Below are 23,103 nucleotides of genomic sequence, written 5' to 3' on the forward strand. Positions count from 1 at the left end.
ATTCGCGGGGTCTCGGGGACCGGATCCCCGGATGCCTACATCCCCGCGTGCTCGAACGCGGTCGTGGGCAGGTCGACGATGTGCGCGCCGCCGTCGACGACGAGGACGGATCCGGTCATGTACGACGACTCGCTCGATCCGAGGAAGCGCACCACGGCCGCGATCTCGGCGGGCTGGGCGGCACGGTGCAGCGGCACGTCCGCGGTGACCGTGGCATACGCCTCCTCCCGGGAGTCCAGGCCCGCGTGGGCGGCGAACTCGTCCATCTCCTCGTCGGCCATCGGCGTCTGCACCCAGCCCGGGCAGACGGCGTTCACGCGCACGCCGTGCTTGCCGTAGTCGCGCGCGAGGGTGCGGGTGAGGCCGATCAGGGCGTGCTTGCCGACGGTGTACCCGGCGACCGAGGGCCCGGCGAAGAGCCCGGCGAGCGAGGAGATCACCACGATCTGCCCCTTGGCCTCGATGAGCGCGGGCAGGGCCTCGCGCGCCATCACGAACGCCGTGGTGAGGTTCGCGCGGATCGCGGCCTCCCACCCGGCGTCGTCGGTCTCCCCCACCGGGGCGAAGCCGTGCCCGCCCGCGTTCGCGACGAGGACGTCGATGCGACCGAACGTCGACAGCACCTCGGCGACGGCGCGCTTCGCGTCCTCGGTCGACGCGGCGTCGGCGATCACCGGGTGCGCGCCGACCGCGCGCTCGACCTCGCGCAACGGCTCCTCGCGCCGCCCGACGACGACGACGTGCGCGCCCTCCGCGGCGTAGCGGGCCGCGATCGCGGCGCCGATGCCGGTGCCGCCGCCGGTGATGACGACGACGCGTCCGGTGGATCCGTTGGTGCTCATGGGTTCTCCTGTCGTGGAAAGGGGATGCGGGGGGAGGTCAGGCGGGGAAGCCGGAGCGGGCGGAGTAGCCGAAATCGCTGAGGATCCCGGATCCGTTCACGGCGCGGGCGATCGGCGAGGCGAGATAGACGACGTGGGCGGCGATCTCGTCCGCCCCCTGCACGGGGAAGGCCGGTGTCGAGAACGCGGCGTCGCCGAGGTCGCCGCGGCTCATCGGGGTGTCGACGATCGACGGCGACACCGTGGTGACGCGCACGTCGTCGTCGGCGAGGTCGACGCTGAGCGCGCGGCCGAACTGCACGAGGGCCGCCTTCGAGGCGCAGTACGGCGCCATCCCGGGCGAGGCCACGAACGCGGAGTCGCTCGCCACGAGCACGACCGAAGCCGCGGGCGCCGCGCGCAGCGCCGGCAGCGCGGACCGCAGCACGAGGAAGGCGCCGGTCACGTTCACGGCGAACACCGCCTGCCATTCGGCGAGCGACGTCGCCTCGATCCCGGATCCGACGGGGCCGGAGATCCCGGCGCAGCACACGACGGTGTGCAGCCCGCCGAGGGAGGCCACGGCCTCGCGCACCGCCGCGTCGACCGCGACCTCGTCGGTCACGTCGGCGACCACCGGGACGGATCCCGCGCACAGCGCCGCCGTCTCGGCGAGCCCCTCCGCGGAGCGGTCCAGCAGCGCGACCCGCACGCCCTCCGCGGTGAGCGCCTGCGCCACGGCGCGGCCGATCCCCCCGGCGGCGCCGGTGACCAGGGCGGTCCTGCCCTGCAGCTGCAGCTCCATCGCCGCTCCCTTCGGTGCCGGAGACGGGCGAGAAGATCGCCTCCGCTCCGCCATCCTGCTCCGCGGTGCGGGGCACGAGCGAGGGGCGCGGAGGCGGCTGTGCGCGCTGGCACCATCGTCCTTCGCTCATGGGCAAGCCCGCCGCGCCCGACCGCGGCAGACTCGGCAGAGTCCGATACTGCCGTCTTCCCGCAGCACACCGTCCGCGCTGCGAAGCCCACCCTGGCCGGAAGATCGCGCCGTCACCGAGCGAAGGAGCCGACGTGACCGCTGAAACCACCCCGCAGACCCATACCGCCCTGAGACAGGGCGCCCTCGGCGTCGCCGGCATCGTCTTCCTGGTGCTCGCGGCTGTCGCGCCGCTGACCGGGATCGTCGTCGTCGCCTCGCTGGTCATCGCGTTCGGCAACGGCGGCGGCGCCCCCGTGTCGTTCTTCCTCGTGGCCGTGATCCTGCTGCTCTTCGCCGTCGGCTACGCGCAGATGTCGAAGCAGCTCGTCAACGCCGGCGGGTTCTACGCGTTCGTGGTCAAGGGTCTCGGACGCACCGGCGGCATGATCGCTGGTCTCATCGCGACCCTCGGCTACAACTTCTTCGTGGTCGGCACGATCGGCACCAGCGGCTTCTTCATGCAGACGATCATCGCCCAGCTCACCGGCCTCGACATCCACTGGCTCGTATGGGGCCTGCTCTCGATCGCCGTGTGCTTCGTGCTCGCCCGGATCGGCGTGGACTTCTCCTCGAAGGTGCTCGGCGTCTGCCTGGTGCTCGAGGTGAGCATGCTCGTCGTCTTCGACATCTCCGTGCTCGTCCGCACCGGCTACAGCTTCGAGGCGTTCAGCCCCGCCGCCGTGTTCTCCGGATCCCTGCCCATCGGCCTGCTGCTCGCGGCGACCGGCTTCCTCGGCTTCGAGGCGACCGCGCTGTTCAGCGAGGAGGCCAAGAAGCCGCTGCGCACCATCCCGCGCGCCACGTACACGGCGATCACCGCGATCGGCATCATCCTCGGCGTCACCACCTGGGCGGTCGTCAGCGCGATCGGCGTCGCGAAGGCCCAGAAGACCGCGGTCGACCACCTCGCGGACGGCGATCTCATCTTCTCCATCGCGCAGACCTACCTCGGCGGCCCGCTGACCACCGTCATGGAGATCCTGCTGCTGGTGAGCCTGTTCGCGGCGATGCTCGCGTTCCACAACTCGGCCACCCGCTACCTCTACGCACTCGGCCGAGCGCGGATCCTCCCGCACGCCTTCGCCCGCACCCGCTCGACGGGTACTCCGCAGATCGCCGGCATCGTCCAGGCCGGGTTCGCCGCGATCGTGGCCGTGGTCTTCTTCCTCGCCGGAGCCAACCCGATCACCCAGATCGTGCCGGCGATGCTCGGCTTCGGCACGCTCAGCGTGCTGATCCTGCAGGGCCTCGCCGCGCTGTCGATCGTGGTCTACTTCCGGCGCAAGGGCGACGGACGCTGGTGGAGCACGTTCATCGCCCCCGGCATCGGCTTCCTCGGCATCGCCGCGATCGCGATCCTCGCGATGTTCAACTTCAACATCGTCGCCGGATCCGAGGAGCTCTGGATCAACCTGCTGCCGCTGCTGCTCGTGCTCGCCGTGATCGGCGGCATCGTCTACGCGCAGTATCTGAAGCGCGCGAAGCCCGTCGTCTACGACGGCCTCGCCGCCGACCTGGAGCAGTTCAGCACGCGCTGATCTCCCCCCGACCAGCCCCCGCACCCACCACCAAGGAGCATCATGTCCACCATGAACCCCGCAGACACCTCGACCTGGCTGCCGCTGGACGGCCTCGCCCCCGGCTTCGACGCGAACAAGGCGCCGCACACCACGGCCCTGTCCGGCCGCGAGATCGACGTGACCGCCCCCAACGGCACCCGCATCGCGCACCGGTTCGCCGATGACGAGGTCACCTGGACCTACACCCCCGGCGAGGGCGACCCGACGGCGCCCGCCACCGACACCGACGCGTACGAGGCGATCGAGGTCGACGAGGATCTGTTCTACGTGCAGTTCCACCACCGCTACCTGCCGAACGAGGCCGTCTCCCTCGTGATCGACCTGCGCGCGGGGCGCGTGCTGTCGATCATCAGCGAGATCCTGCCGACGCTCGAGCCCGGACGCACCCGCGTGGTGCACCACTTCGGCACCGCGACCATCGACGGCGCCGAGGTCACCGGCGACGAGCCGCACCCCACGACCGCGCTGATCGGCCGCCGCGTCGAGTGGGTGTACAGCACCGAGCACGCCTACGAGCACGTCTACCTCTCGGAGCGCTGGTACAGCTGGCAGTGTCTCGCCGGTCCCGAGCGCGGGCTCGCCGACACCGACGAGAACAGCGTGTGGGAGATCCGTCCCGGCATCTACGTGTTCGCGTGGCGCGAGAAGGTCATCCCGTGCGCCTCGGTCACGATCGCCGACCATCGCGACGTCACGAAGATCCGCTCGCACGGCGTGCTGTTCGGCCTCGACGAGACCGGCGAGGTGCCCACGCACTTCACCTTCGGCGCGTGGGGCCGCCTGATCTCGGTGACCCACCACTCGCCCGAGCTCGAGCCGGCGAACTTCGGCGCGCAGGACGCCGCGGCGGCCGGGGCCTGACATGACGACCGCCCCCGCCGAGCTCATCGTCGCAGCCGACGTCATCCGCACCCTGGACGCGACTCACCCGACCGCCGAGGCCTTCGCCGTACGCGACGGGCGCATCGCCGCGATCGGCTCCCGCGCCGAGGTCGACGCCCTGCGCGGCGACGGCACCCGAGTGCTCGAGCTCGGCGGGGCGGCGGTCTACCCCGGCTTCGTCGACGTGCACAACCACCACGCGCTCGCCGGGCGCACGGAACTGTTCGAACTCACCCTGCCGCCCTCGCTCACTCTGGACGAGATCCTCGACCGGGTGCGCGAGAAGGCGGCCACTCTGCCCGAGGACGCCTGGATCATCGGCGGCGTGGTCGCCTCGACCCTGCTGCCGTCGCTGCAGAGCACGGCTGTGCGGCTCCGGCTGGACGAGGCGGCGGGCGGGCGCCCCGTCGTCATCGCGGAGGACTCCCGGCACAACCGCTGGGCAAGCTCGCGCGCGCTCGAGTTGGCCGGCATCACCCCGGACACGATCCCGGCCGGCGGCGTCACGATCCTCGACCCCGACGACGGCACCCCGACGGGTGTGCTGCTCGAAGCGGCCGGGATCCCCGTGCAGGAGGCCTACGACCGTTCCGGCGGACTCACCACCGCGCAGCATCGGGCGGCGTCGGCGCACGGCGTGCACCTCGCGAACCGCTACGGGATCACCGCGTTCCAGGACGCGGGCGTCTCCACCGACATCCTCGGCGCCCTCCGCGACCTCGACGCAGACGGCGAGCTCGACGCGTGGGTGGTGTCGTCGCTGCTCGTCAACGACGAGATCTTCGGATTCGACCCGGTCGGATCCCCGCTCATCGCGCGCGGCGAGGAGTTCCGCACCGCGCACCACCGCCCCGACTTCGTGAAGATCTTCCTGGACGGGGTGCCGCCGGCGCGCACCGCCTCGTTCCTGGAGCCCTACGTCGCGGACGCGGTGCACGGCGCGCACTTCCACGGCGAGACCACGATGACCTTCGACGAGCTGCACGGCTGGCTGCGCCAGGTCGCCGAGCGGGGCCTCGGCGCCAAGGTGCACTGCACGGGCGACGGCTCCGCCCGGCTCGTGCTCGACGTCGCCGAGCGGCTGCGCGCCGACGGCTTCACCACGCCGATCCAGATCGCGCACGGGCAGTTCCTCGCGGACAGCGACATCCCGCGCCTCGCCGCGCTCGACGTGGTGGCCGACATCTCGCCGTTCATCTGGTTCCCCGGCATCATCCCGCAGATGCTCACCGAGGTGCTCGGCGAGCGCGCGGAGCATTCCCAGCCGAACCGCGCCCTCATCGACGCCGGAGCCCTCGTGGCCGGCGGATCCGACTGGCCCGTGAGCGAGTCGCCGAACCCGCTCGAGGGCATCCAGGGACTCGTCACCCGGGCGGATCCGCTGCGCCGCGCGCCCGGCACGCTCTGGCCCGAGCAGGCGATCACCGCCGAGGAGGCGCTGCAGGTGTTCACCCGCAACGCCGCCGTCGCGATGGGCCTCGGCGCGGAGACCGGATCCCTCGAGGTCGGGAAGTCGGCGGACTTCGTCGTGCTGGACCGCGATGCGATCGCGGGCCCCGCCGACGCCATCATCGACGCCCAGGTGCTCGCGACCTGGTTCGCCGGACGCGAGGTGTACGCGGCGGACTGAGCCCGGCCGCCCGACGAGAGACCACCGTCCGCAGGAGACGTGCGTGCACACGCGGCCCCTCCTGAGGACAGTGGTCTCTCAGTCCGCGGCGAGGGGGTGCCAGTGGCGGTCCCGCAGGTCGGCGACGTCGATCCAGGAGCCGTCTCCGCGCGGCGCGGCGGCCGACTCCCACACGCCGAAGTGCGCAAGCGGCGCAGGCCAGGCATAGCCGGAGACCGGCCGACCCACGACGTTGCGCACCGCGCCGAGGAACCGGATGCCGGCATCCGCGCCGACGATCTCCTCCGCAAGTGCGCGGATGGTGCCCGTCCCGTCCGGATCCTCGTCGGGCACGATCCGCATCGGCAGATCGAGCCGGCCCCCGTCCGCCCGGGGAGTGCAGAAGACCAGATCGGCCCGACGCAGCAGCAGCCGTGCGACGCACAGGGGCCGCGGCGGCGCGGCGCATCGGATCACCTCGGCGCGGCCGCCGGGCGGCAGCCAGGGTGCGTTCGCCGTGACATGGATGACGGTATCGGCGCTCACCTCGCGAGCGTAGCGGTGCACGCCTGGCTCGGAGATGTACGCGATCTTCGGATCCTTTTCGCGGATCCCTCCGACGCAGACGTACGACTCCGAGCCTGGCGCCCGGGTTCCGGCAGGGAGCGGCGCGCCGTCAGCGGCGCGGCCGCGGGCCGTCTCACCCGGCGGCGCGGGCGGCGTCCGCTCCGGCCACCGGCAGCGGGAGAGCATCGGTCGCGTTCTCGGCGAAGGCGCGCTTCATCAGCGGACGCAACGGCCGGGAGAGCATCACGCGGGTCGTGAGCCGGCCCAGCATCGCTCCCGCGCGCGACGCCGGGACCGCGCGCTCGAGACTGCCGAACGGGATCTTCTTGCCGTCGGCGATGAAGGGCTCGATCCGCCGCGCGTAGCGGGCGAGCGCCGCGGGCACATCCTCCGCGCACGCATCCGCGAGCTCACCGGCGAGCACGTACGCCCCCACGAGCGCCATCGCGGTACCCATGCCGCTGAGCGGGGTTCCGCAGTATCCGGCGTCGCCCACGAGCGCGACGCGGCCGTTCGCGACGTCCGGCACGTCGACCCGCGCGAGCTCGTCGAAGTAGAAGTCCTCCGCGCGGCCCATCGCCGCGAGCACGGCGGGCGCCTGCCACCCGGCGCCCTCGATGAGCCGGCGGATCAGGGCCTCCTGCGCGGCGCGATCGCCGCGCAGCGCGGCATCGTGACCGACGCGCAGCGTGAGCATCGCCTTCGACGTCGCCGGATCCCGGTCGGGGCGGATCCCGAGCATCGCGCCCGGCACGATCCGCATCGAGAACCAGCCGTCCTCGATGCCGGCCGGAGTGGGCATCGTGAAGAACGCCGCGTAGCCGCCGAGCCGCGTGGCGAAGCCCTCCTCCGGCCCGAAGGCCAGCCGCCGCGTCGCCGAGTGCACCCCGTCGGCGCCGAGCACCGCGTCGAAGCGCTCCGACCCTCCCGACCCGAAACGCACCTCGACACCGGCATCGTCCTGCGCGAGCGCCTCGATCCGGTCTCCGTAGCGCAGCGAGAGGAGCCCCGGAGACGCTGCGGCGGCCTCGGCGAGCGCGTCCAGGAGCACCTGGTTCAGATCTCCGCGGGCGATCTCGACGTCGGCGACCGCGCCGCGCCCGTCGAAGAGCTCGACCGGCATGCGTCCGTACGAGCGCCCGCGTCCGTCGACGTAGACCATCCCCTTCTCGTGCAGCCGGCGGGCGCCGATGCCGGGCATGAGCCCCATGCGCTCCGCAGCCTCGCGGCTCGCGCCGCGCAGGTCGACGGCCTGGCCACCCGGGCGCGGCCCGGGCGCGCGCTCGACGACCGTCGTGCTGATCCCGCTGCGGACGAGCTGCAGGGCCGTGGCGATCCCGGCGATACCGGCGCCGGAGATGAGGACGTGGGGTGCGGACATGGCGTTCTCCTCGAGGGAAGGGATTAAGACATTTGTCTAAGACGCATGTCTACACCCGTCTTGGACGAGTGTCTAGTACAAGCGTCTGAGACGTGCCTAGGATGACGGCATGGGAAATCGTGAGGATCTGCTCGCCGGAGCCCGCCGCGTCATCGTCGAGCGGGGCGTCGCGAACGCCACCGCCCGCGACATCGCCCAGGCCGCGGGGGTGAGCCTCGCGGCGATCGGGTATCACTTCGGCTCGAAGGATCAGCTCGTCACCGAGGCGCTCCTGGACACGCTGGGCACCGGGATCGGGGACGGCATGGAGGCCGCCATCGTCGAGGCGAAGGACCTCCCCCGCCTCGCCGGTTTCGCCGCCCTGTGGAACCGCATGCCCGACGTGTTCGCGGCCAACCGCGAGACCCTGCTGGCCAGCATGGAGAACGCCGTGCGCATGATGCGGGACCCGGCCGCGCTGACCCGCATGCAGGCCGCCGTCGAGGAGGGGTACCGGGGCGTCGCGGAGGGCCTCGTCGCGGCCTACCCCGACCTCACGCCCGAGCAGGCGCTGGCGCTCGGGCAGCTGGAGTTCGTGCTCTCCCAGGGCCTCGGGATCCTCTGGCTGCTGAGCCCCGAGGGACGGATCCCGGACGGCGACACGCTCGCGTCGGCGGTCGCCCTCCTGCACGACGGGGCCGGCGCGGACTGACTCGCGGCGGTCCTGCGCCCGCCGCCCGGTCCTACACTGGATCGGGAAGCCGGACCCGGGCCGGCCGCGCCCGCGTCACGGGAAGGGTGGGGAATGCCGATCACCACGACCGTGCTCTCCACCGCCGCGCGGCATCCCGCGCAGCCCGCCATCGTGGGCGCCGACGGCGTCCTCGACTACGCCGGCCTCGTCGAGGACTCGCGTCGCGTGTTCGCCGTCGTGGACGCGGCGCATCGCGCCCAGGCCGCCCCTCCGGCGCCCGCCCCGGAAACCGCGGGCATCCCGATCACCGCGGTCAGCATCGCGAGCGCGTTCCACGCCGCCCGGATCGTCGCGGGGCTCGCCGGATACCGCGCGGTGTCCGCGACGATCGACCCGCAATGGCCGCTCGCGCACCGCGTGCACGTCGTGACCGCCGCGGGGATCGGGCTCGTGATCAGCGACGACACCGCCTTCGCGTCGGCGCTCGGCGACGCCGGATGGAGCGGCACGGTGCTCACGCTCGCCGAGTTCCGGGAGCGCGAGCAGGCGGCGATCCCTGCGGATCCCCCGACGGCCCGCGACGGCGACGAGGCCTTCCTGCTGCTGTTCTCCTCGGGCACCACGAGCGACCCGAAGGCGTTCCTGAAGACCCGACGCCAGTACCGCGAGAACGTCGCCGTCTCGAGCGCGCACCTCGAGCCGCTCCCCGGCGTCGAGACGCTCGCCCCCGGACCCCTGTCGTACAGTCTCACGCTCTACGCGCTCATCGAATGCCTCGCGACCGGGGGCGGCGCGCACCTCGCCGACGCGTTCGACGCCCCTCGCCTCGCGCACCGCGTCGCGACCGAGGGGATCACCCGGATCGTCGCCGTGCCGGCCGTGGTCCAGGTGCTCATCGATGCGGCCCGGCGCGACCCGCACGCCTTCGCCGGGCTGGACCTCGTCGTGACCGGCGGCGCGAACCTCCCCGCGGCGCTGCGCGACGGGCTCGCCGCCGCGCTGCCGCACGTGCGCCTGATCAGCTACTACGGCGCCGCCGAGATCGGCTTCATCGGCGACAGCCGGGGAGGCGACGGCACGCTGCTGGACGTGTACGAGGAGGTGGCGGCCGAGATCCGCGACGATTCCGGACAGCCCGTGGCCGACGGTGAGCTCGGCACGCTGTGGATCCGCGCCGCCGCCTGCTCGGACGGCTACCTCGCCGCCACGACGGACGCCGTGCTGCGCGGCCCCGACGGCTGGGCGACGGTGCACGACATGGGCCGGATGACGGAGGGGCGGCTGCAACTGGCCGGACGCGCGGGCGACATCGTCGCCACCGGCGGTCACAAGGTCTCGCTGCCCGAGGTCGAGCGCGCCTTCGACGGCATGCCGGGGCTCGGCGCGGTGTGCGCGATCGCGCTTCCCGATCCGCGCCTCGGCGCCGTCGTGGCGCTCGTGGTCGAGGGCGCATCCACACCGTCGAAGGCAGACCTGCAGGCCTGGGCGCGTGACCGCCTCGCCCCGCAGTTCGTGCCGCGTCGCTGGTACCGGCTCGATCGGATCCCCCGCACCGCGGGCGGCAAGATCCGCCGCCCCGAGACCACCGCGCTCATCGAGCGCGGCGAAGGGATCCGGCTGTGACGGCCGGCCGGCGCGTGGTCGTCACCGGCCTCGGCGCCCTCACGCCGAGCGGGCTCGACGTGCCCTCGCTCTGGGAGGCGGTCGTCGCGGGCCGCAGTGCGATCACGGCGCTCGACGCCCCGGAGTTCGAGGGCCTGGCCGTGCGGATCGGGGGCGCCGTGCGCGGCTTCGATGCGACCGGCCTCGTGGATCCGCCACTGAGCCGCCGCCTCAGCCCCGCCCAGCTCTGGGCGATCGCCGCCGCGGATCAGGCCCTCGCCCAGGCCGGTGTCGACACCGCCGCCCTGCGCGCCGGTGCTCCGCTCCCCTGGGACGCGACCCGCACCGCCGTCCTCGCCGCGACGGGATCCGGTCCCATCGACCAGATGCAGGCCGCCACCCGCGCGCTCGACGCGCGCGGCCCGCGCGGCGTGCCCCTGAGCCTGGTCGTGCACGGCGCCCCCGACGCGGCGGCCGCTCTGCTCAGCGAGCGCTACGGTGCGCGCGGCACGGCGCACGGGGTGACGGCGACCTGCGCGTCCAGCGCTATCGCCCTCGGCGACGCGCTGCGCCGCATCCGCCACGGCTATGCCGACGCCGTGCTCGTGGTCGGCATGGAGGACTGTCTGAACCGGGTCAACCTCGCCGCGAACGCGAACCTGCGCGCGCTCGCGAGCGGCTATGAGGCGGATCCGGCCGCGGCCAGCCGTCCGTTCGACCGCGGGCGCCGCGGCTTCGTGATGGCCCAGGGCGCCGCCGCGCTGCTGCTCGAGGCCGAGGACTCGGCCCTCGCCCGGGGCGCCGAGCCCCTCGCCGTTCTCTCCGGGTTCGGCGAGTCGAGCGACGCGCACCACCCCACGGCCCCGCATCCGCAGGGCCGCGGAGCCGCGGCGGCCGTCGCCGCGGCTCTCGCCGACGCCGGACTGGATCCGCATGCCGCGGACGGCATAGACCACGTCAACGCGCACGGCACCGGCACTCCGGTCGGCGACGCGGCCGAGCTCGCGGGGCTCCACGCCGTCTTCGGCGACCGCGCGCGGCGGATCCCGATCACGGCGACGAAGTCGAGCACGGGGCACCTGCTCGGCGCGTCCGGGGCCGTCGAGGCGGTCCTCGCGATCCAGTCGCTGCGGACCGGCCTGATCCCGCCCACGATCAACCTCGACGACCCCGACTTCGCGGACTGGGACATCGTCCGCGAAGCCCGTTCCGTCGCGCTGCGCCGGGTGCTGTCGCCGTCGTTCGGCTTCGGCGGCCACAACGGCGCCCTCATCTTCGAACACCTGGAGGCACGATGACCGACCGTCTCACCCGCCACGCCGAGCTCGCCGAGCGGTATCTCCCCGACGAGCTCATGGAGCGGTTCCGCGAGCGCGCCGCGGTGTACGACCGCGAGAACCGGTTCTTCGACGAGGACTTCGCCGAGCTCGCCGATCGCGGCTATCTGCTGCTGTTCGTGCCCGAGGAGCACGGAGGGCCCGGACTGAGCCTCGACGAGGTCTCCCACCTGCAGCAGCGCCTCGCGACCGCGGCCCCCGCGACCGCGCTCGCGGTGAACATGCACCTCATGTGCACCGGGGTCGCGAAGGCCCTGGCCGACCGCGGCGACCACTCCCTCGACGCCGTGTTCACCGAGGCGGTGGCGGGCGAGGTCTTCGCGTTCGGGATCAGCGAGCCGTCCAACGACTGGGTCATGCAGGACTCGAAGACCGTCGCGGTTCCGCAGCCCGACGGCGGCTACACGCTCACCGGGGTCAAGATCTTCACCTCGCTCTCCCCTGTCTGGACGCGCCTGATCACGCACGGCCGGGACGACACGGATCCGGAGGAGCCGATGCTCGTCTACGGCTTCCTCGAGCGCGACGCCGACGGGATCGCCGTGTCGGACCAGTGGGACGTGATGGGCATGCGCGCCTCGCAGAGCCGGGCCACGATCCTCACCGACGTGCGCATGGAACCGCAGCGGGTGAACCGCCGCATCGCCGTCGGCCGTGTGCCGGATCTGCTCACGTTCGCGATCACGAGCAACTTCCAGCTGCTGATCGGATCCGTCTATGCGGGCGTCGCGCGCCGCGCGCTCGATCTGGGAGCGGCGGGCCTGAAGAAGCGCCGGTCGGCCAAGGCGGGCGCGACCTACGCCGAGGTGCCCGAGTCGCGCACCCGGCTCGCCGACGCCCACCTCGAGTACCTGGCGGTGCCCGCGCAGCTGGAGGCGTACTGCCGCGACTTCGACGAGCGCGTCGATCACGGCGCGCGCTGGCCGCTGCTGCTCGTGAGCGCACGCCTGAACGCCTCGACCGCCGCCCGTCGCACGGCGGAGGCCGCCCTGATGTGCACGGGCGGGGCCGGCTTCGACAACGGCCATGAGCTGAGCCGGCTGTACCGCGACGCGACGGCGGGACTGTTCCATCCGCCGAGCGCCGACGCCGCCCGCCCGATGTACGCCGCCGCCCTGCTGGACGACTGACCCCGCGCGCCCGCGCTTGCGCGCCCACCTCCGTCGAGGCCCCCTCTGAGCATCCGGGCCCCCTCGCAGAGACGTCTGCGCGAGGGGGTCCGGATGCTCAGAGGGGGCGTCGACGAATCGGGGCTGACGCCGTGCACGCCACGCCCGCCGAACCTCAGTCCACGAGGTCGCGCATCTCCTGCTCGATCGCCCGGAGCACGGTCGCGTCCTCGGGCGACGACTCCCCCGGCACGTAGCGCAGGGAGAGGATCCGGCCGCCGGAGAAGCGGAAGGAGCGGTGCCGCTCGTAGATCTCCCAGTCCACCGGGCCGCCGTAGTCGTAGCCCACGCTGATGCCGGTGAACGGGGCCATGCCGACGAGCATCGGAACGTCGTCGAGGCTGATGCGCTCCACGCCGTCCACGTCGAGCGCGAGGCTCCAGCGCAGACCGAGGTCGGCCCGCACCCGCAAGACGATGCGGTGACGGCCGGATCCCGGAGCGCTCGTGCGCACGCGGCGCATCGCGCCGTAGGCGTTGTAGGAGAGCAGCAGCTCGCCGCCGTCCAGGGCGAGGAGGTACCCGCCGCCCTGATCGCCGTGCGCGAGCAGGACGCCCTCCGCGCCGGGGCCGAGGTCGAGCTCGGCGTGAACCTCGAAGGAACGCAGCACCGTGAGCCGCGCCGAGCGGAACCGCTCGAGCGGCGGACGGAACGGCACGAGCTCGACCGTCTCCGAGAGCGGAGCCTCCGTTCCGGGGCGCACCGAGTGCAGGGTGCCGTCGTCGTCCAGCGGGAACACGGTGTTGCGCCAGGCCTCCTCGCGCCAGCGCTCCGCGAGCGCCCGCACCTTCGAGGGCTCCGTCGCCGCACGATCGCGCGTCTCGGTCGGGTCGCTCGGCAGGTGGTAGAGCTCCCACGTGCCCCCGGCGGCGCCCTGGGCGCGCGTCGGCGGGATCGGCGAGACCGCCTTCCACTCCCCCTCGACCAGCGCCCGCCGGCCGACGCACTCGAAGTACTGCTGCTCGCGCCCCGGCGCGGCCGGATCCGCGAGGATTCCGGCGATGCTGTCGCCGTCGACCTCCGGGGCCTCCGTGCCGTTCCATCGCTCCGGACGCGCGACGCCCGCGAGCTCGAGCAGCGTCGGGGCGAGATCGGAGACGAAGACGAACTGGTCCCTGAGTCCGGGCGAGGCCGCGCCGGCGGGCCAGGAGATCACGAGCGGGGCATGCACTCCGCCCTCGTAGGTGCTCGACTTGAACGATCGGAACGGGGTGTTCGACACCCGGGCCCAGCCCGTCGGGTACTGCCCGTAAAGCCGGGGACCGCCGATCTCGGAGAGTTCGCGGGGCACGTCGTTCACCCATCCCTCGGGCACCGCCCCGTGCAGCCCGAACTGGGAGAAGTAGCTGCGCGTGCCGGTCGGGCCGCCCTCGGCCGTCCCCCCGTTGTCGCTCGCGATCACGATGATCGTGTTCTCGCGCTCGCCCAGCTCGTCGAGCCGGGCGAGCAGGCGCCCGACGCTCTGATCGATCTCGTCGACGGCGGCGGCGTAGACCTCCATGTGGCGGGCGAAGAGCGCCCGCTCGTCGGGGCCGAGGTCGTCCCAGTGCGGGATCCGGTCGCCGTCCGCGAGCGGATCCCCGGGCAGCTCGGCATGCGCGGGCACGATGCCGCGGGCGCGCTGACGCGCGAAGCGCTCCTCCCGCACGGCGTTCCAGCCGCGCTCATAGTGGCCGCGATAGCGCTCGATGTCCTCCTCCTTGGCCTGGATCGGCCCGTGCACCGAAGTGTGCGCGTAGTAGAGGAAGAAGGGCTTGCGGCGCTCGTTCACGCGGAGCTCGTCGATCATCCCGATCGCGCGATCGGTCAGCTCGTCGGTGAGGAAGAAGCCCTCCGGGAACTCGGCGACGTCGACCACCGAGTTGTCCTGGACGAGCCGGTGCGGGTGATGCAGCGAGGTGAAGCCGTCCATCGACCCGAAGTAGCGGTCGAAGCCGCGCTGCAGCGGCCACGACGACCGGTCCGCGCCGTCGTGCAGCCGCGACTCGACCGTCAGGTGCCACTTGCCGACCATGAAGGTCGCGTAGCCGCCGGCGCGCAGCGACTCCGCGAGCGTCGGCGCATCCGCCGGCAGCTCGCAGGCGAACCCGGGGTAGCCGGGATCGATGTGGGCGACGAAGCCGAAACCGGCCCGGTGCGGGTTCAGTCCGGTGAGCAGCGCAGCCCGGGCCGGGGAGCACATGGGCGCCGTGCGGTAGTTCGTGAACAGCCAGCCGTCGGCGGCCAGGCCGTCGATGACGGGCGTCCGGATCTCGCCGCCGAACGGCCCGAGGTCGCTGAAGCCGAGGTCGTCGACGAGCATGACGACGATGTTCGGCGCCCCCTCGGGCGCGGTCGGCCGCGCCCGCCAGGCGGGATCCGATTCGGAGGTGAACTCGCCGATCCGTCCGGGGAAGCCCTGGTAGCCGCGAGCAGCGCGGTCCATTCAGCCCGCCTTCCGGATGAGGCCGAAGATGCGGGTGCGGAGCTCGGCGAACTCCGCCGTCGCCCGCGTCTCCAGCTGGTCGCGAGGACCGCCGAAGTCGATCTCGATGATCTCGGTCACCCGGGCGGGCCGCTCGCCGAGCACGATGACCCGATCCGAGAGGTACACGGCCTCGTCGATGTCGTGGGTCACGACGAGGATCGTCATGCCGAACTGCTCGCGGATCCGCAGACACAGATCCTCGAGCTCGAACCGGGTCTGCGCGTCGACGGAGGCGAAGGGCTCGTCCATCACGAGCACCTCGGGACGGTAGGCGATCGCGCGGGCGATCGCGACGCGCTGCTGCATGCCGCCGGAGAGCTGCCACGGGTACTTCGCGCCCGCGCCGGCGAGCCCGACCGCGGCGAGCGCCGACGTGATGCGCTCCTCCCGTTCCGCGGCGCTCAGCCGGAGGTGGCGGAGGGGCAGTCGCACGTTCTTCTCGACCGTGAGCCACGGCATGAGCGAGCGCGTGTACTCCTGGAAGACGAGGGCCATCTCCTCGGGCGGCCCGTCGATCTCCTTCCCGTCGATGCGGGCGGATCCGGCCGTGATCGGCTGCAGGCCGGTGAGGCACTTCAGCAGCGTGGTCTTGCCGATGCCGGACGGCCCGACGATGCAGGCCACCTCGCCGGCCTGCACGTCGAAGGTGAGGTCGGCGATGACCGGCACGTCACCGCTCTTGGTGCGATAGGTCTTGGCGAGGCCCTGGACGCTGAGCCGGGGGCTGGTGGTGAGGCTCATTCGCTCTTCTCCAGTTGTTGTGAGGCGATGTACCAGCGCAGGACGGCGCGGCGGAACAGGACGAACAGGGCGGTGGACAGGTAGCCGAGCACGCCGAGCACGATGATGCCCGCCCACATGTCGGCGATCGCGAAGGACTGCTGCGCGAGCAGGGTCGCGGCCCCCAGGCCCGCGGAGGATCCGAGCATCTCGCTCGCGATCATCACGACGAACGCGGTGATGAGGCTCACCTGCATGCCGGAGAGGATCCGCGGGCTCGCGGCCGGCAGCGTCACCTGGAACAGCCGCTCGGTGCGGGTGAGCCGATAGACCCGCCCCACCATCTGCAGCGTGGGCTCTCCCGCCCGCACTCCGTCGATCGTGGAGATGAGGATCGGGAAGAGCGCCGCGAGCGAGATCGAGAGGATGCGCGTGCCGTTGCCGAAGCCGATGAGCGAGACGAAGATCGGCACGAGTGCGACCGGCGGGATCGCCCGGAAGAAGTGGATCGTCGGCTCGACGAACCAGCTGAGCGGGGCGATGAGCCCCAGCGCGCACCCCAGCAGCACGCCGACGACCGTCGCGATGAGGAACGACACGACGAGGTTCAGCACGGAGATGCCGATGTCGCCGAGGAACGCGGGGGTTCCGATGAGCTCGCCGAGGCGGGTGAGGATCGCGGACAGCGGTGGGAAGAACGTGTTCGTGGATCCCGCCGAGGCGATCCACCACAGCGCGATGAGGACCACGGGGACCGCGATCTCGACGAGGATCAGCAGCCAGCGCGGCGCCGAGCTCAGCCGACGCCCGCGCCGGAGCCGCGCGCTGGTCTGCACGGACGTGGTGAGGGTCATGCGTGTTCCGCCTTCCGGTACTGCGGGTGCCAGTGCAGGAGCCGGCGCTCGCCCCACTGGCTGAGCCCCTGGATGAGCAGGCCGAGCACGCCGAGGATCAGCACGTAGCCGAACAGCTCGGGCTGGTTGCCGGAGATCTGCGACATGAGCAGGCTCTGGCCGAGCCCCGGTCCTCCTCCGAGGAGGCCCGCGACGACGGCGATGACGAGCGAGGTGGGCGCCGCGACCCGGAGCGCGGTGCCGATGTACGGCAGCGCGCTCGGGATCACGATCCGGGTGAGGATCTCGCCCCGGCTCATCCCGTAGGACGCCCCCGTCGCGCGGGCCACCGGGTCGGTGTCGAAGACGCCCGCGGAGGACTGCACGGCGATGGCGATGAAGGAGCCGAAGAAGACGAGGAAGGTCCCCATCCCCGACGTGGGGCCGAGCACGAGCACCACGACCGGGAGGATCACGATGGGCGGGATCGGCTTGAGGAACTCCAGCGGCACCCTGGTCGCGTGCATCGCGAGCGGAGAGGATCCGATCGCGATGCCCAGCAGCACGCCGACGATCGCGGCGGCGATGAGCCCGGTGAGGGCCATGACCAGGGTGTCCGCCGTCGCCTGCCAGAGCTGCGGCGTGCCCAGCAGCCGGCCCGCCGCGCCCAGCGCCTCGAGGGCGGAGGGCAGCGGCGCACCGGCGAGCGGGCCGACCGTCGCGGCCAGCTGCCACACCACGAGTGCGGTCAGCGCGCCGGCCGCGCCGAGCAGCGCAGGGAGGATGCGGGAGCGGGTCACGGTCGTCACTTCGTGAGGATGACGCCCGTGAGGTCGACCGGCTTCTTCAGGAACCCGAGATCCACCATCTTGTCGTTCGGGCGCTGCAGATCCTGCTCGGTCACCGTGGCGGGCCAGACCGGAACCTTGACCTCGTCGACCGAGAGCGTCGACTTCGTGTAGGCGAGGCCGGCCTTGATGGCCTCCTCGGGATGCGCGGTCGCGTACTCGTTGGACTTCGCGATCGCGCGCTGGAAGGCGCTGACGACGTCCTTCTTCGAGGTCACGGTCGCGTCGCCCGCCGTCCACAGCCCGGTCGCACCGGTCTCGAAGAAGCCGATCGACGGCGCGGCGAGCTGGGGGTTGCCCGCCGAGAGCGCCTGCGCGGTGAAGGGGCTGACCAGCCCCGCCGCGTCGACGTTGCCGCTCTTCAGGGCGGCGACGGCCGAGGTGAAGTCGAGCACGACCCATTTGACGCCCGTCGCCGGGTCGATGCCGTTCTTCTTGAGCTGCTCCGCGATGACCACCTCGAGCTGGGCCTTGCGGGCCGGGATCGCGATCGTCTTGCCCGCCAGTTCCTTCACCGAGGTGATGCCGCTGGACGCGCTCGCGAACAGGCCGGTGTCGTCGAACGCCGCGGGGTCGGAGGCGCTCGTCGCCGCATCCGGGTAGCCGTCGGCGGGGGCGACGACCTTCATCTTCACGCCCTGGCTGAGAGCGTTGAGCAGCGGGATGCTGGGCGAGTACGCGATGTCGACCTGGCCGCTCTGGGCGGCGGCGAGGCCGGCGGGCGGGTTCGCGACGATCGAGGTCTCGATCTTGAGCCCTTCATCGGCGAAGAACCCCTTCGCCATCCCGGTCAGCAGGCTGCCGTCGGAGGTGAGCCCGATCGTGGCGACCTTGACCGTGGTGAGATCGCCCTTCTTCCCCGGTTCGGCGCTGCCGGAAGAGGACGAGCAGCCGGCGAGGGCGGCGGCCGCGCCGACGGCGACGACCGCGGCGGCGACACGGAGTGCGCGCGTGATGTGCATGTGTGCTTCCTGTCAGAACGAGGGATGGGATCTCGGAGCGGAGGCGTCGCTGCGGTGCGACTTCATCGTCTTTAATCACCACTTGGTCACTTAAATATCCAGCAAGGCGTTACTGTTGTCAAGATGTTTCGGAATCTTACGTGTCCAGGTGGACACGAAAGATCGCCCGGCGCCCCGGCGCCGCGCCCCTAGGATCATCAGGATCGGAGGAGGACTGACGTGCCCAAGATCGTTGACCACGACGAACGGCGGGACCACATCGCGGATGCGGCCACGAAGGTGATCGCCCGAGAGGGCTTCGAGCGCGTCACGATGCGCCAGATCGCCGCCGAAGCCGGCTACACGCACGGAGCGATCGCGCGCTACTTCCCGACCAAGGAGAGCCTGCTCACCGCGTCCTTCGTCCGCCTCCACGTGCAGGCCAACGGACGGATCCTCACCGAGGTCGCGGGCAAGCGCGGCCTCGACGCCCTCGAGCAGATGTGCCGCGAGATCCTGCCGTTCGGAGACCTCGGCCCCAAGTACGCCCGCGTCGTGATCGCCTTCTGGGACCACGCCTCGCAGGACACCCGGGTCACCCAGATCCACCGCGAGAACAACCAGCGCTGGCGGGACCAGTTCCGCCGCTTCCTCGTCGAGGCGCGGGAGGACGGCGAGCTCGCCGCGCATATCGACATCGACACGGCCGTCGGCGAGGTCGCCTCGCGCAACGCCGGCTGGCAGATGGTGTCGGTGCTGCTGCCCGAGGTCGCAGGCGACGAGCGCATCGAGGCGGGGCTGCAGGCCCTGCTCGCGGAGCTGCGGGGCCGGACCCCGGACGGGCCCGGCCCCGCCGACTCCTAGTCCGCGTCCTCGAGCAGGAACCGCGCACCGCGCTCGCCGATCACGGCGGCGGGGGCGTTCGTGTTGCCCGTGGTGATCGTCGGCATGACCGAGGCGTCGATCACGCGGAGCCCCGCGACGCCGTTCACCCGCAGGCGCGGATCCACGACGGCGTCCGGATCCGATCCCATCCGGCAGGTGCCGACCTGGTGGTGGTAGGTGATCGCGGTGCGGCGCACCCAGTCCTCGACATCGGCATCCGTCACCTCCGCGCCGGGATAGGCCTCGGTCGCGCCCCACTCCCCCGCGAGTGCGGGCCGGGCGCCGATCCGGCGCGCCTGGCGCACGGAGGCGGCGAGTGCCGCCACGTCGCGGTCGTCTTCCAGGGCCGCGAGGTCGATGAGGAGCGGATCCTCGACGCCGGCGCCGGACAGGCGCAGCGCGCCTCGACTGTGCGGCGTCACGAGGCCCGCCATGAGCGTGAAGCCATCGCCCGGCCCGTGCGCGCCGGGACGCGGCTCGAGCTCGCCCCACATCGGCACCGAGAAGTGGATCGGCTGGGTGTCGGGCTCGGCGAGGCCGTCGCGCGAGCGCCAGAACAGGTGCGTCTGCGTGACGGACACCCCCGGCTGCGGTGCACCGACGGGCTGCGCGGTCGTGAAGATCACCGGGGACAGCAGATGGTCGTGCAGGTTCGCGCCGACAGCGGGGACGTCCCGGAGCACCTCGATCCCCAGCGCCTCGAGGTCCTCGCGCGGGCCGATGCCGCTGCGCAGCAGGATCGCGGGGCTGCCCAGCGCACCGGCGGCGAGGATCACCTCGTCCGCACGGAGCTCGGATCCATCGCTCAGCCGCACGCCCACGGCCGCGCCGCCCTCGACGATCACGGACTGCACCTCGGCGTCCGTGACGATCCGCAGGTTCGCCGCATCCTCGACAGGGCGCACGTATGCCATCCACGTGTTGACACGACGTCCGTCGCGCATCGTGACCTGCTCCTGGGAGACGCCGTCGAGCGTGCCGCCGTTGTAGTCGGGGTTGTGCTCCAGCCCCTCCTCGACGGCCGCGTCGATGATCGACTGCTGGATCGGGACGAGCGCGTAGTCGTCGGTCACCGGGAGCAGGTCGTTCTCGATCGCATCGTAGACCGGTTCGACCTCGGCCCAGCCCCAGCCGGTGGCGCCGGAGCGCTCCCAGCCGTCGAAGTCAGAGGCGGCGCAGCGCACCCAGATCATCGCGTTCAGCGCGTGGGATCCGCCGGTCACCTTCCCGCGCGGCAGGTGCAGCCGGCGGCCGGCCGCGTGCTCCTGCGGCACCGTGAAGTAGTCCCAGTCCTCGGCGGCGTGCCAGAGCTCGCCCGCACGGGAGGGGTCGTGGATCGCGGGGTTGGTGTCGTAGCCGCCGGCCTCGATGAGCGTCACGTCGTACCCGGCGTCGACGAGACGCCGGGTGACGATGCTCCCCGAGGTGCCGGCTCCGACGACGATCGCGGAGCGGGCCATGGCTCAGGCCTTCCGGCCGGGTCCGGAGACGACCTGGGGCACGGCGACGGACTTGAGGCCCGCCACGCCGAACTCGAGCCCGTAGCCCGAGCTCTTCACGCCTCCGAACGGCACCATCGGGTGCAGCCCGCCGTGCGAGTTGATCCATACGGTGCCGGACTGCATGCGGGTCGCGGCCTCGCGTGCCGCCTCGGGGTCGCTCGACCACACCGAGGCGCCGAGGCCCACGTCGACCGCGTTGGCGAGCGCGAACGCCTCGTCCACGTCGGAGTAGCGGATGATCGGCAGCGCCGGCCCGAACTGCTCCTCCTGTACGAGCGCGGCGTCGTTGTCGATGTCGGCCACGATCGTCGGCCGGTAGAACAGCTCGCCGAGCTCGGGGGCGGCCTCGCCGCCGGTCACGACGCGGGCGCCCCGGGCCTTCGCGTCCTCGACGAGGCGCGAGACGATGTCGAACTGCTGCTTGTTCTGCAGCGGGCCGAGGACGTTGTTCTCATCCAGCCCGTTGCCGATCGGCACGTTCGCGGCGATGCCGGCGAGCGCATCCACGACCTGGTCGTAGAGCGAGTCGTGCACGTAGAGCCGCTTCATCGCCGCGCAGGTCTGCCCCGTGTTGATGAACGCACCCCAGAACAGGTCCTCGGCGATCGCGGCCGGGTCGGTGCCCGGCAGCACGATGCCCGCGTCGTTGCCGCCGAGCTCGAGCGTCAGGTGGGCGAGGTTGCCGGCCGAGCTCTCGATGATCTTTCGGCCGGTGGCCGTGGATCCGGTGAACATGATCTTGTCGATGTCGGGGTGCGCGGCGATCCGCGCGCCGACCTCGCGATCGCCGGAGATCCCGATCAGCACGTCGGCGGGCAGCACGTCGTTCATCACGGCGAGCATCGCCAGCACGCTGAGCGGGGTGTACTCGCTGGGCTTGACGACCACCGTGTTGCCCATCCGCAGGGAGGGGCCGATCTGCCAGATCGTGATCATCAGCGGCCAGTTCCACGGGCCGATCGCACCGACCACGCCGGCCGGCTTGTAGACGAGCTCCGCGTGCAGGTTCTCGTCGTCCACGAGCACCTCGGGCTCGAGCACCGTGGTCGCGTTCGTGCGCAGCCAGGCAGAGCACGCGCCCAGCTCGAACCGCGCGTTCGGACCGTTCAGGGGCTTGCCCTGCTCCCGCGAGAGCAGGAGCGCGAGCGCCTCCGCGTTCGCGTCGATCGCGTCGGCGGCGGCGAGCAGCAGCTCGCTGCGCTTCGCGTGGCCGAGCGCCTCCCAGCCCGGCTGCGCGGCCTTGGCGCGGGCGATGGCGTCGTCCAGATCGGCGACGGTCTGCACGGGGGCGCGGCCGATGACCTCGCGCGTGGCGGCGTCGGGGATGTCCCGCCCGCTGCCTTCCGGGGCCTGGATGCGGTCGAGCAGCGCGGACGCGGCGGACATGTCGGTCATCGGTCTCTCCTTCGAGTATGCGGACGACGATGCGTCCTCCCATTGTGGGCGCGTGCGGGGTGCCGGGGCTTGTCATCCAGTGCACGGCGCTCGTCCAGCCGCGAAGGGATCCGGATCCGATCCGCCCGTTTCCGCCCCGGATCCCCGGCCCTAGAATCTGCGCATGACGAGCAGCATCGAAGTGACGGGGGCCGACGGCGAGTCGATCGTGTACGACGGCGCGACGGTCACGAAGTTCAAGCACCACGGCAAGCTCGAGACGGCCCGCAATCCGGTCTCGACGTACCGGGAGGTGCGCATCAAGGAGCGCACCTCGCTCTTCGGCAAGCCGCGCGATCCCCGCGAGTTCGAGGTGCTCCTGGCGATGTCGTCGATCATGTCGCTGACCGTCGACGAGGCGGGCAAGGCGCAGGTCGAGGCGCTCGCCGCCGTGCTGGCGGAGCAGCAGTCCGGCGCGGCCGGCTGAGGACGCCCGCAGACCGCAGCGCAGGGCGATGCGCACGACGCAAGGGACCGGCTGCCCAGAACCGCTCCGTCCCTCACGCGCCTGCAGAGGACGAGCCTCTCGGGCGGAGCAAGCACGCGCTCGGGCACGAGGTGCCCAAGCCCCGGGGGCACGATTGCCCAGGGCCGGCCGCCGAGTACCTGGGCAGCCGAGCCCTACCCAGCCGGGCCGATCGGAGATCCGGCTCCTGCTGATCCACCCCTCGCCTTCATCACGAGGAAATTCCCAGGTCAGGTGCTCTTCTTGGCTGTGGATAACTTTCGAACGGATCATCGATTCTCGGTAGGCTCGGGGTATGACCAGCACCCTTGATCCGCTCCTGGAGGCCACTCGGCTTCTGCAGGAGGCGTGGGGTGCGGCGGCGTCCGGGGCGGGATTGTCGCGGGCGCAGTTGGTGGCGGTGAATGAGG

At 72.1% G+C, this 23,103-nt stretch carries 20 protein-coding genes; 9 read left to right on the plus strand and 11 right to left on the minus strand.

What is annotated here, in order from left to right; all coding sequences use genetic code 11:
* Positions 1 to 35: 35 nt before the first annotated feature.
* A complete protein-coding gene (locus tag WFJ01_RS15770) occupies positions 36 to 842 on the minus strand; it encodes an SDR family NAD(P)-dependent oxidoreductase (RefSeq protein ID WP_251438548.1) in 807 nt (268 codons plus the stop codon).
* A 37-nt stretch (positions 843 to 879) separates the two neighbouring features.
* Entirely contained in the window at positions 880 to 1,626 is a 747-nt protein-coding gene (locus tag WFJ01_RS15775; protein ID WP_295034870.1) for an SDR family NAD(P)-dependent oxidoreductase, read from the minus strand.
* A gap of 263 nt (positions 1,627 to 1,889) precedes the next feature.
* Here WFJ01_RS15775 and WFJ01_RS15780 point away from each other — a divergent pair, with 263 nt between their 5' ends.
* The 3 genes from WFJ01_RS15780 to WFJ01_RS15790 are packed head-to-tail and all read left to right on the plus strand — an operon-like array spanning position 1,890 to position 5,889.
* Positions 1,890 to 3,335, plus strand: a complete 1,446-nt coding sequence (locus WFJ01_RS15780) for an APC family permease (RefSeq protein WP_251438550.1) — start codon at positions 1,890 to 1,892, stop codon at positions 3,333 to 3,335.
* A 42-nt stretch (positions 3,336 to 3,377) separates the two neighbouring features.
* Entirely contained in the window at positions 3,378 to 4,238 is an 861-nt protein-coding gene (locus WFJ01_RS15785) for a MoaF C-terminal domain-containing protein (RefSeq protein ID WP_336629595.1), read from the plus strand.
* 1 nt (position 4,239) lies between these two features.
* Positions 4,240 to 5,889 (plus strand): amidohydrolase, encoded by a 1,650-nt coding sequence (locus tag WFJ01_RS15790; RefSeq protein ID WP_295034864.1) that lies wholly within the window; start codon positions 4,240 to 4,242, stop codon positions 5,887 to 5,889.
* Between the two features lie 78 nt (positions 5,890 to 5,967).
* Here WFJ01_RS15790 and WFJ01_RS15795 read toward each other — a convergent pair whose 3' ends face one another.
* Both WFJ01_RS15795 and WFJ01_RS15800 read right to left on the minus strand, forming a co-directional pair.
* Positions 5,968 to 6,414, minus strand: coding sequence for an NUDIX hydrolase (locus tag WFJ01_RS15795; RefSeq protein WP_336629596.1), 447 nt, complete (start codon positions 6,412 to 6,414; stop codon positions 5,968 to 5,970).
* A gap of 154 nt (positions 6,415 to 6,568) precedes the next feature.
* Positions 6,569 to 7,816: an FAD-dependent monooxygenase gene (locus tag WFJ01_RS15800; RefSeq protein WP_336629597.1), complete on the minus strand. Its 1,248-nt coding sequence runs from the start codon at positions 7,814 to 7,816 to the stop codon at positions 6,569 to 6,571.
* Between the two features lie 109 nt (positions 7,817 to 7,925).
* On the opposite strand from WFJ01_RS15800, the gene WFJ01_RS15805 reads away from it, so the two are divergent.
* The 4 genes from WFJ01_RS15805 (at position 7,926) to WFJ01_RS15820 (ending at position 12,558) form a co-directional block, all read left to right on the plus strand.
* A complete protein-coding gene (locus WFJ01_RS15805; RefSeq protein WP_251438557.1) occupies positions 7,926 to 8,507 on the plus strand; it encodes a TetR/AcrR family transcriptional regulator in 582 nt (193 codons plus the stop codon).
* 93 nt (positions 8,508 to 8,600) lie between these two features.
* Positions 8,601 to 10,112: a class I adenylate-forming enzyme family protein gene (locus tag WFJ01_RS15810; RefSeq protein WP_336629598.1), complete on the plus strand. Its 1,512-nt coding sequence runs from the start codon at positions 8,601 to 8,603 to the stop codon at positions 10,110 to 10,112.
* Entirely contained in the window at positions 10,109 to 11,389 is a 1,281-nt protein-coding gene (locus WFJ01_RS15815) for a beta-ketoacyl-[acyl-carrier-protein] synthase family protein (RefSeq protein WP_336629599.1), read from the plus strand. The genes WFJ01_RS15810 and WFJ01_RS15815 overlap by 4 nt, the downstream gene beginning before the upstream one ends.
* Positions 11,386 to 12,558, plus strand: coding sequence for an acyl-CoA dehydrogenase family protein (locus tag WFJ01_RS15820; RefSeq protein WP_336629600.1), 1,173 nt, complete (start codon positions 11,386 to 11,388; stop codon positions 12,556 to 12,558). Before WFJ01_RS15815 ends, WFJ01_RS15820 begins: the two co-directional genes overlap by 4 nt.
* A gap of 154 nt (positions 12,559 to 12,712) precedes the next feature.
* On the opposite strand, the gene WFJ01_RS15825 is transcribed toward WFJ01_RS15820, so the two are convergent.
* Genes WFJ01_RS15825 through WFJ01_RS15845 form a run of 5 tightly spaced genes read right to left on the minus strand, consistent with a single transcriptional unit; the run spans position 12,713 to position 18,427 of the window.
* Positions 12,713 to 15,022 (minus strand): arylsulfatase, encoded by a 2,310-nt coding sequence (locus tag WFJ01_RS15825; RefSeq protein ID WP_336629601.1) that lies wholly within the window; start codon positions 15,020 to 15,022, stop codon positions 12,713 to 12,715.
* Positions 15,023 to 15,805, minus strand: coding sequence for an ABC transporter ATP-binding protein (locus tag WFJ01_RS15830; protein WP_251438564.1), 783 nt, complete (start codon positions 15,803 to 15,805; stop codon positions 15,023 to 15,025). It abuts the gene before it with no gap.
* Positions 15,802 to 16,638, minus strand: a complete 837-nt coding sequence (locus WFJ01_RS15835) for an ABC transporter permease (protein WP_292881826.1) — start codon at positions 16,636 to 16,638, stop codon at positions 15,802 to 15,804. The genes WFJ01_RS15830 and WFJ01_RS15835 overlap by 4 nt, the downstream gene beginning before the upstream one ends.
* Entirely contained in the window at positions 16,635 to 17,426 is a 792-nt protein-coding gene (locus WFJ01_RS15840; protein ID WP_251438566.1) for an ABC transporter permease, read from the minus strand. The genes WFJ01_RS15835 and WFJ01_RS15840 overlap by 4 nt, the downstream gene beginning before the upstream one ends.
* Positions 17,423 to 18,427: an ABC transporter substrate-binding protein gene (locus WFJ01_RS15845; RefSeq protein WP_251438567.1), complete on the minus strand. Its 1,005-nt coding sequence runs from the start codon at positions 18,425 to 18,427 to the stop codon at positions 17,423 to 17,425. The genes WFJ01_RS15840 and WFJ01_RS15845 overlap by 4 nt, the downstream gene beginning before the upstream one ends.
* 219 nt (positions 18,428 to 18,646) lie before the next feature.
* Between WFJ01_RS15845 and WFJ01_RS15850 the strand changes: the two genes are divergently transcribed.
* Positions 18,647 to 19,270, plus strand: coding sequence for a TetR/AcrR family transcriptional regulator (locus WFJ01_RS15850; protein ID WP_251438568.1), 624 nt, complete (start codon positions 18,647 to 18,649; stop codon positions 19,268 to 19,270).
* Here the strand turns inward: WFJ01_RS15850 and WFJ01_RS15855 are convergent.
* Positions 19,267 to 20,751 carry a GMC family oxidoreductase gene (locus WFJ01_RS15855; RefSeq protein WP_336629602.1) on the minus strand — a complete coding sequence of 495 codons (1,485 nt, stop codon included), beginning with the start codon at positions 20,749 to 20,751 and terminating at the stop codon, positions 19,267 to 19,269. The two genes, WFJ01_RS15850 and WFJ01_RS15855, sit on opposite strands and share 4 nt — an antisense overlap.
* 3 nt (positions 20,752 to 20,754) lie before the next feature.
* Complete coding sequence (locus WFJ01_RS15860; protein ID WP_336629604.1) at positions 20,755 to 22,179, minus strand: aldehyde dehydrogenase family protein; 1,425 nt, start codon at positions 22,177 to 22,179, stop codon at positions 20,755 to 20,757.
* Between the two features lie 172 nt (positions 22,180 to 22,351).
* Between WFJ01_RS15860 and WFJ01_RS15865 the strand changes: the two genes are divergently transcribed.
* A complete protein-coding gene (locus WFJ01_RS15865; protein ID WP_292881837.1) occupies positions 22,352 to 22,654 on the plus strand; it encodes a hypothetical protein in 303 nt (100 codons plus the stop codon).
* The last annotated feature ends 449 nt before the right edge of the window (positions 22,655 to 23,103 follow it).

It is taken from the genome of Microbacterium sp. MMO-35, assembly GCF_037147555.1.
Taxonomy (GTDB): Bacteria; Actinomycetota; Actinomycetes; order Actinomycetales; family Microbacteriaceae; genus Microbacterium.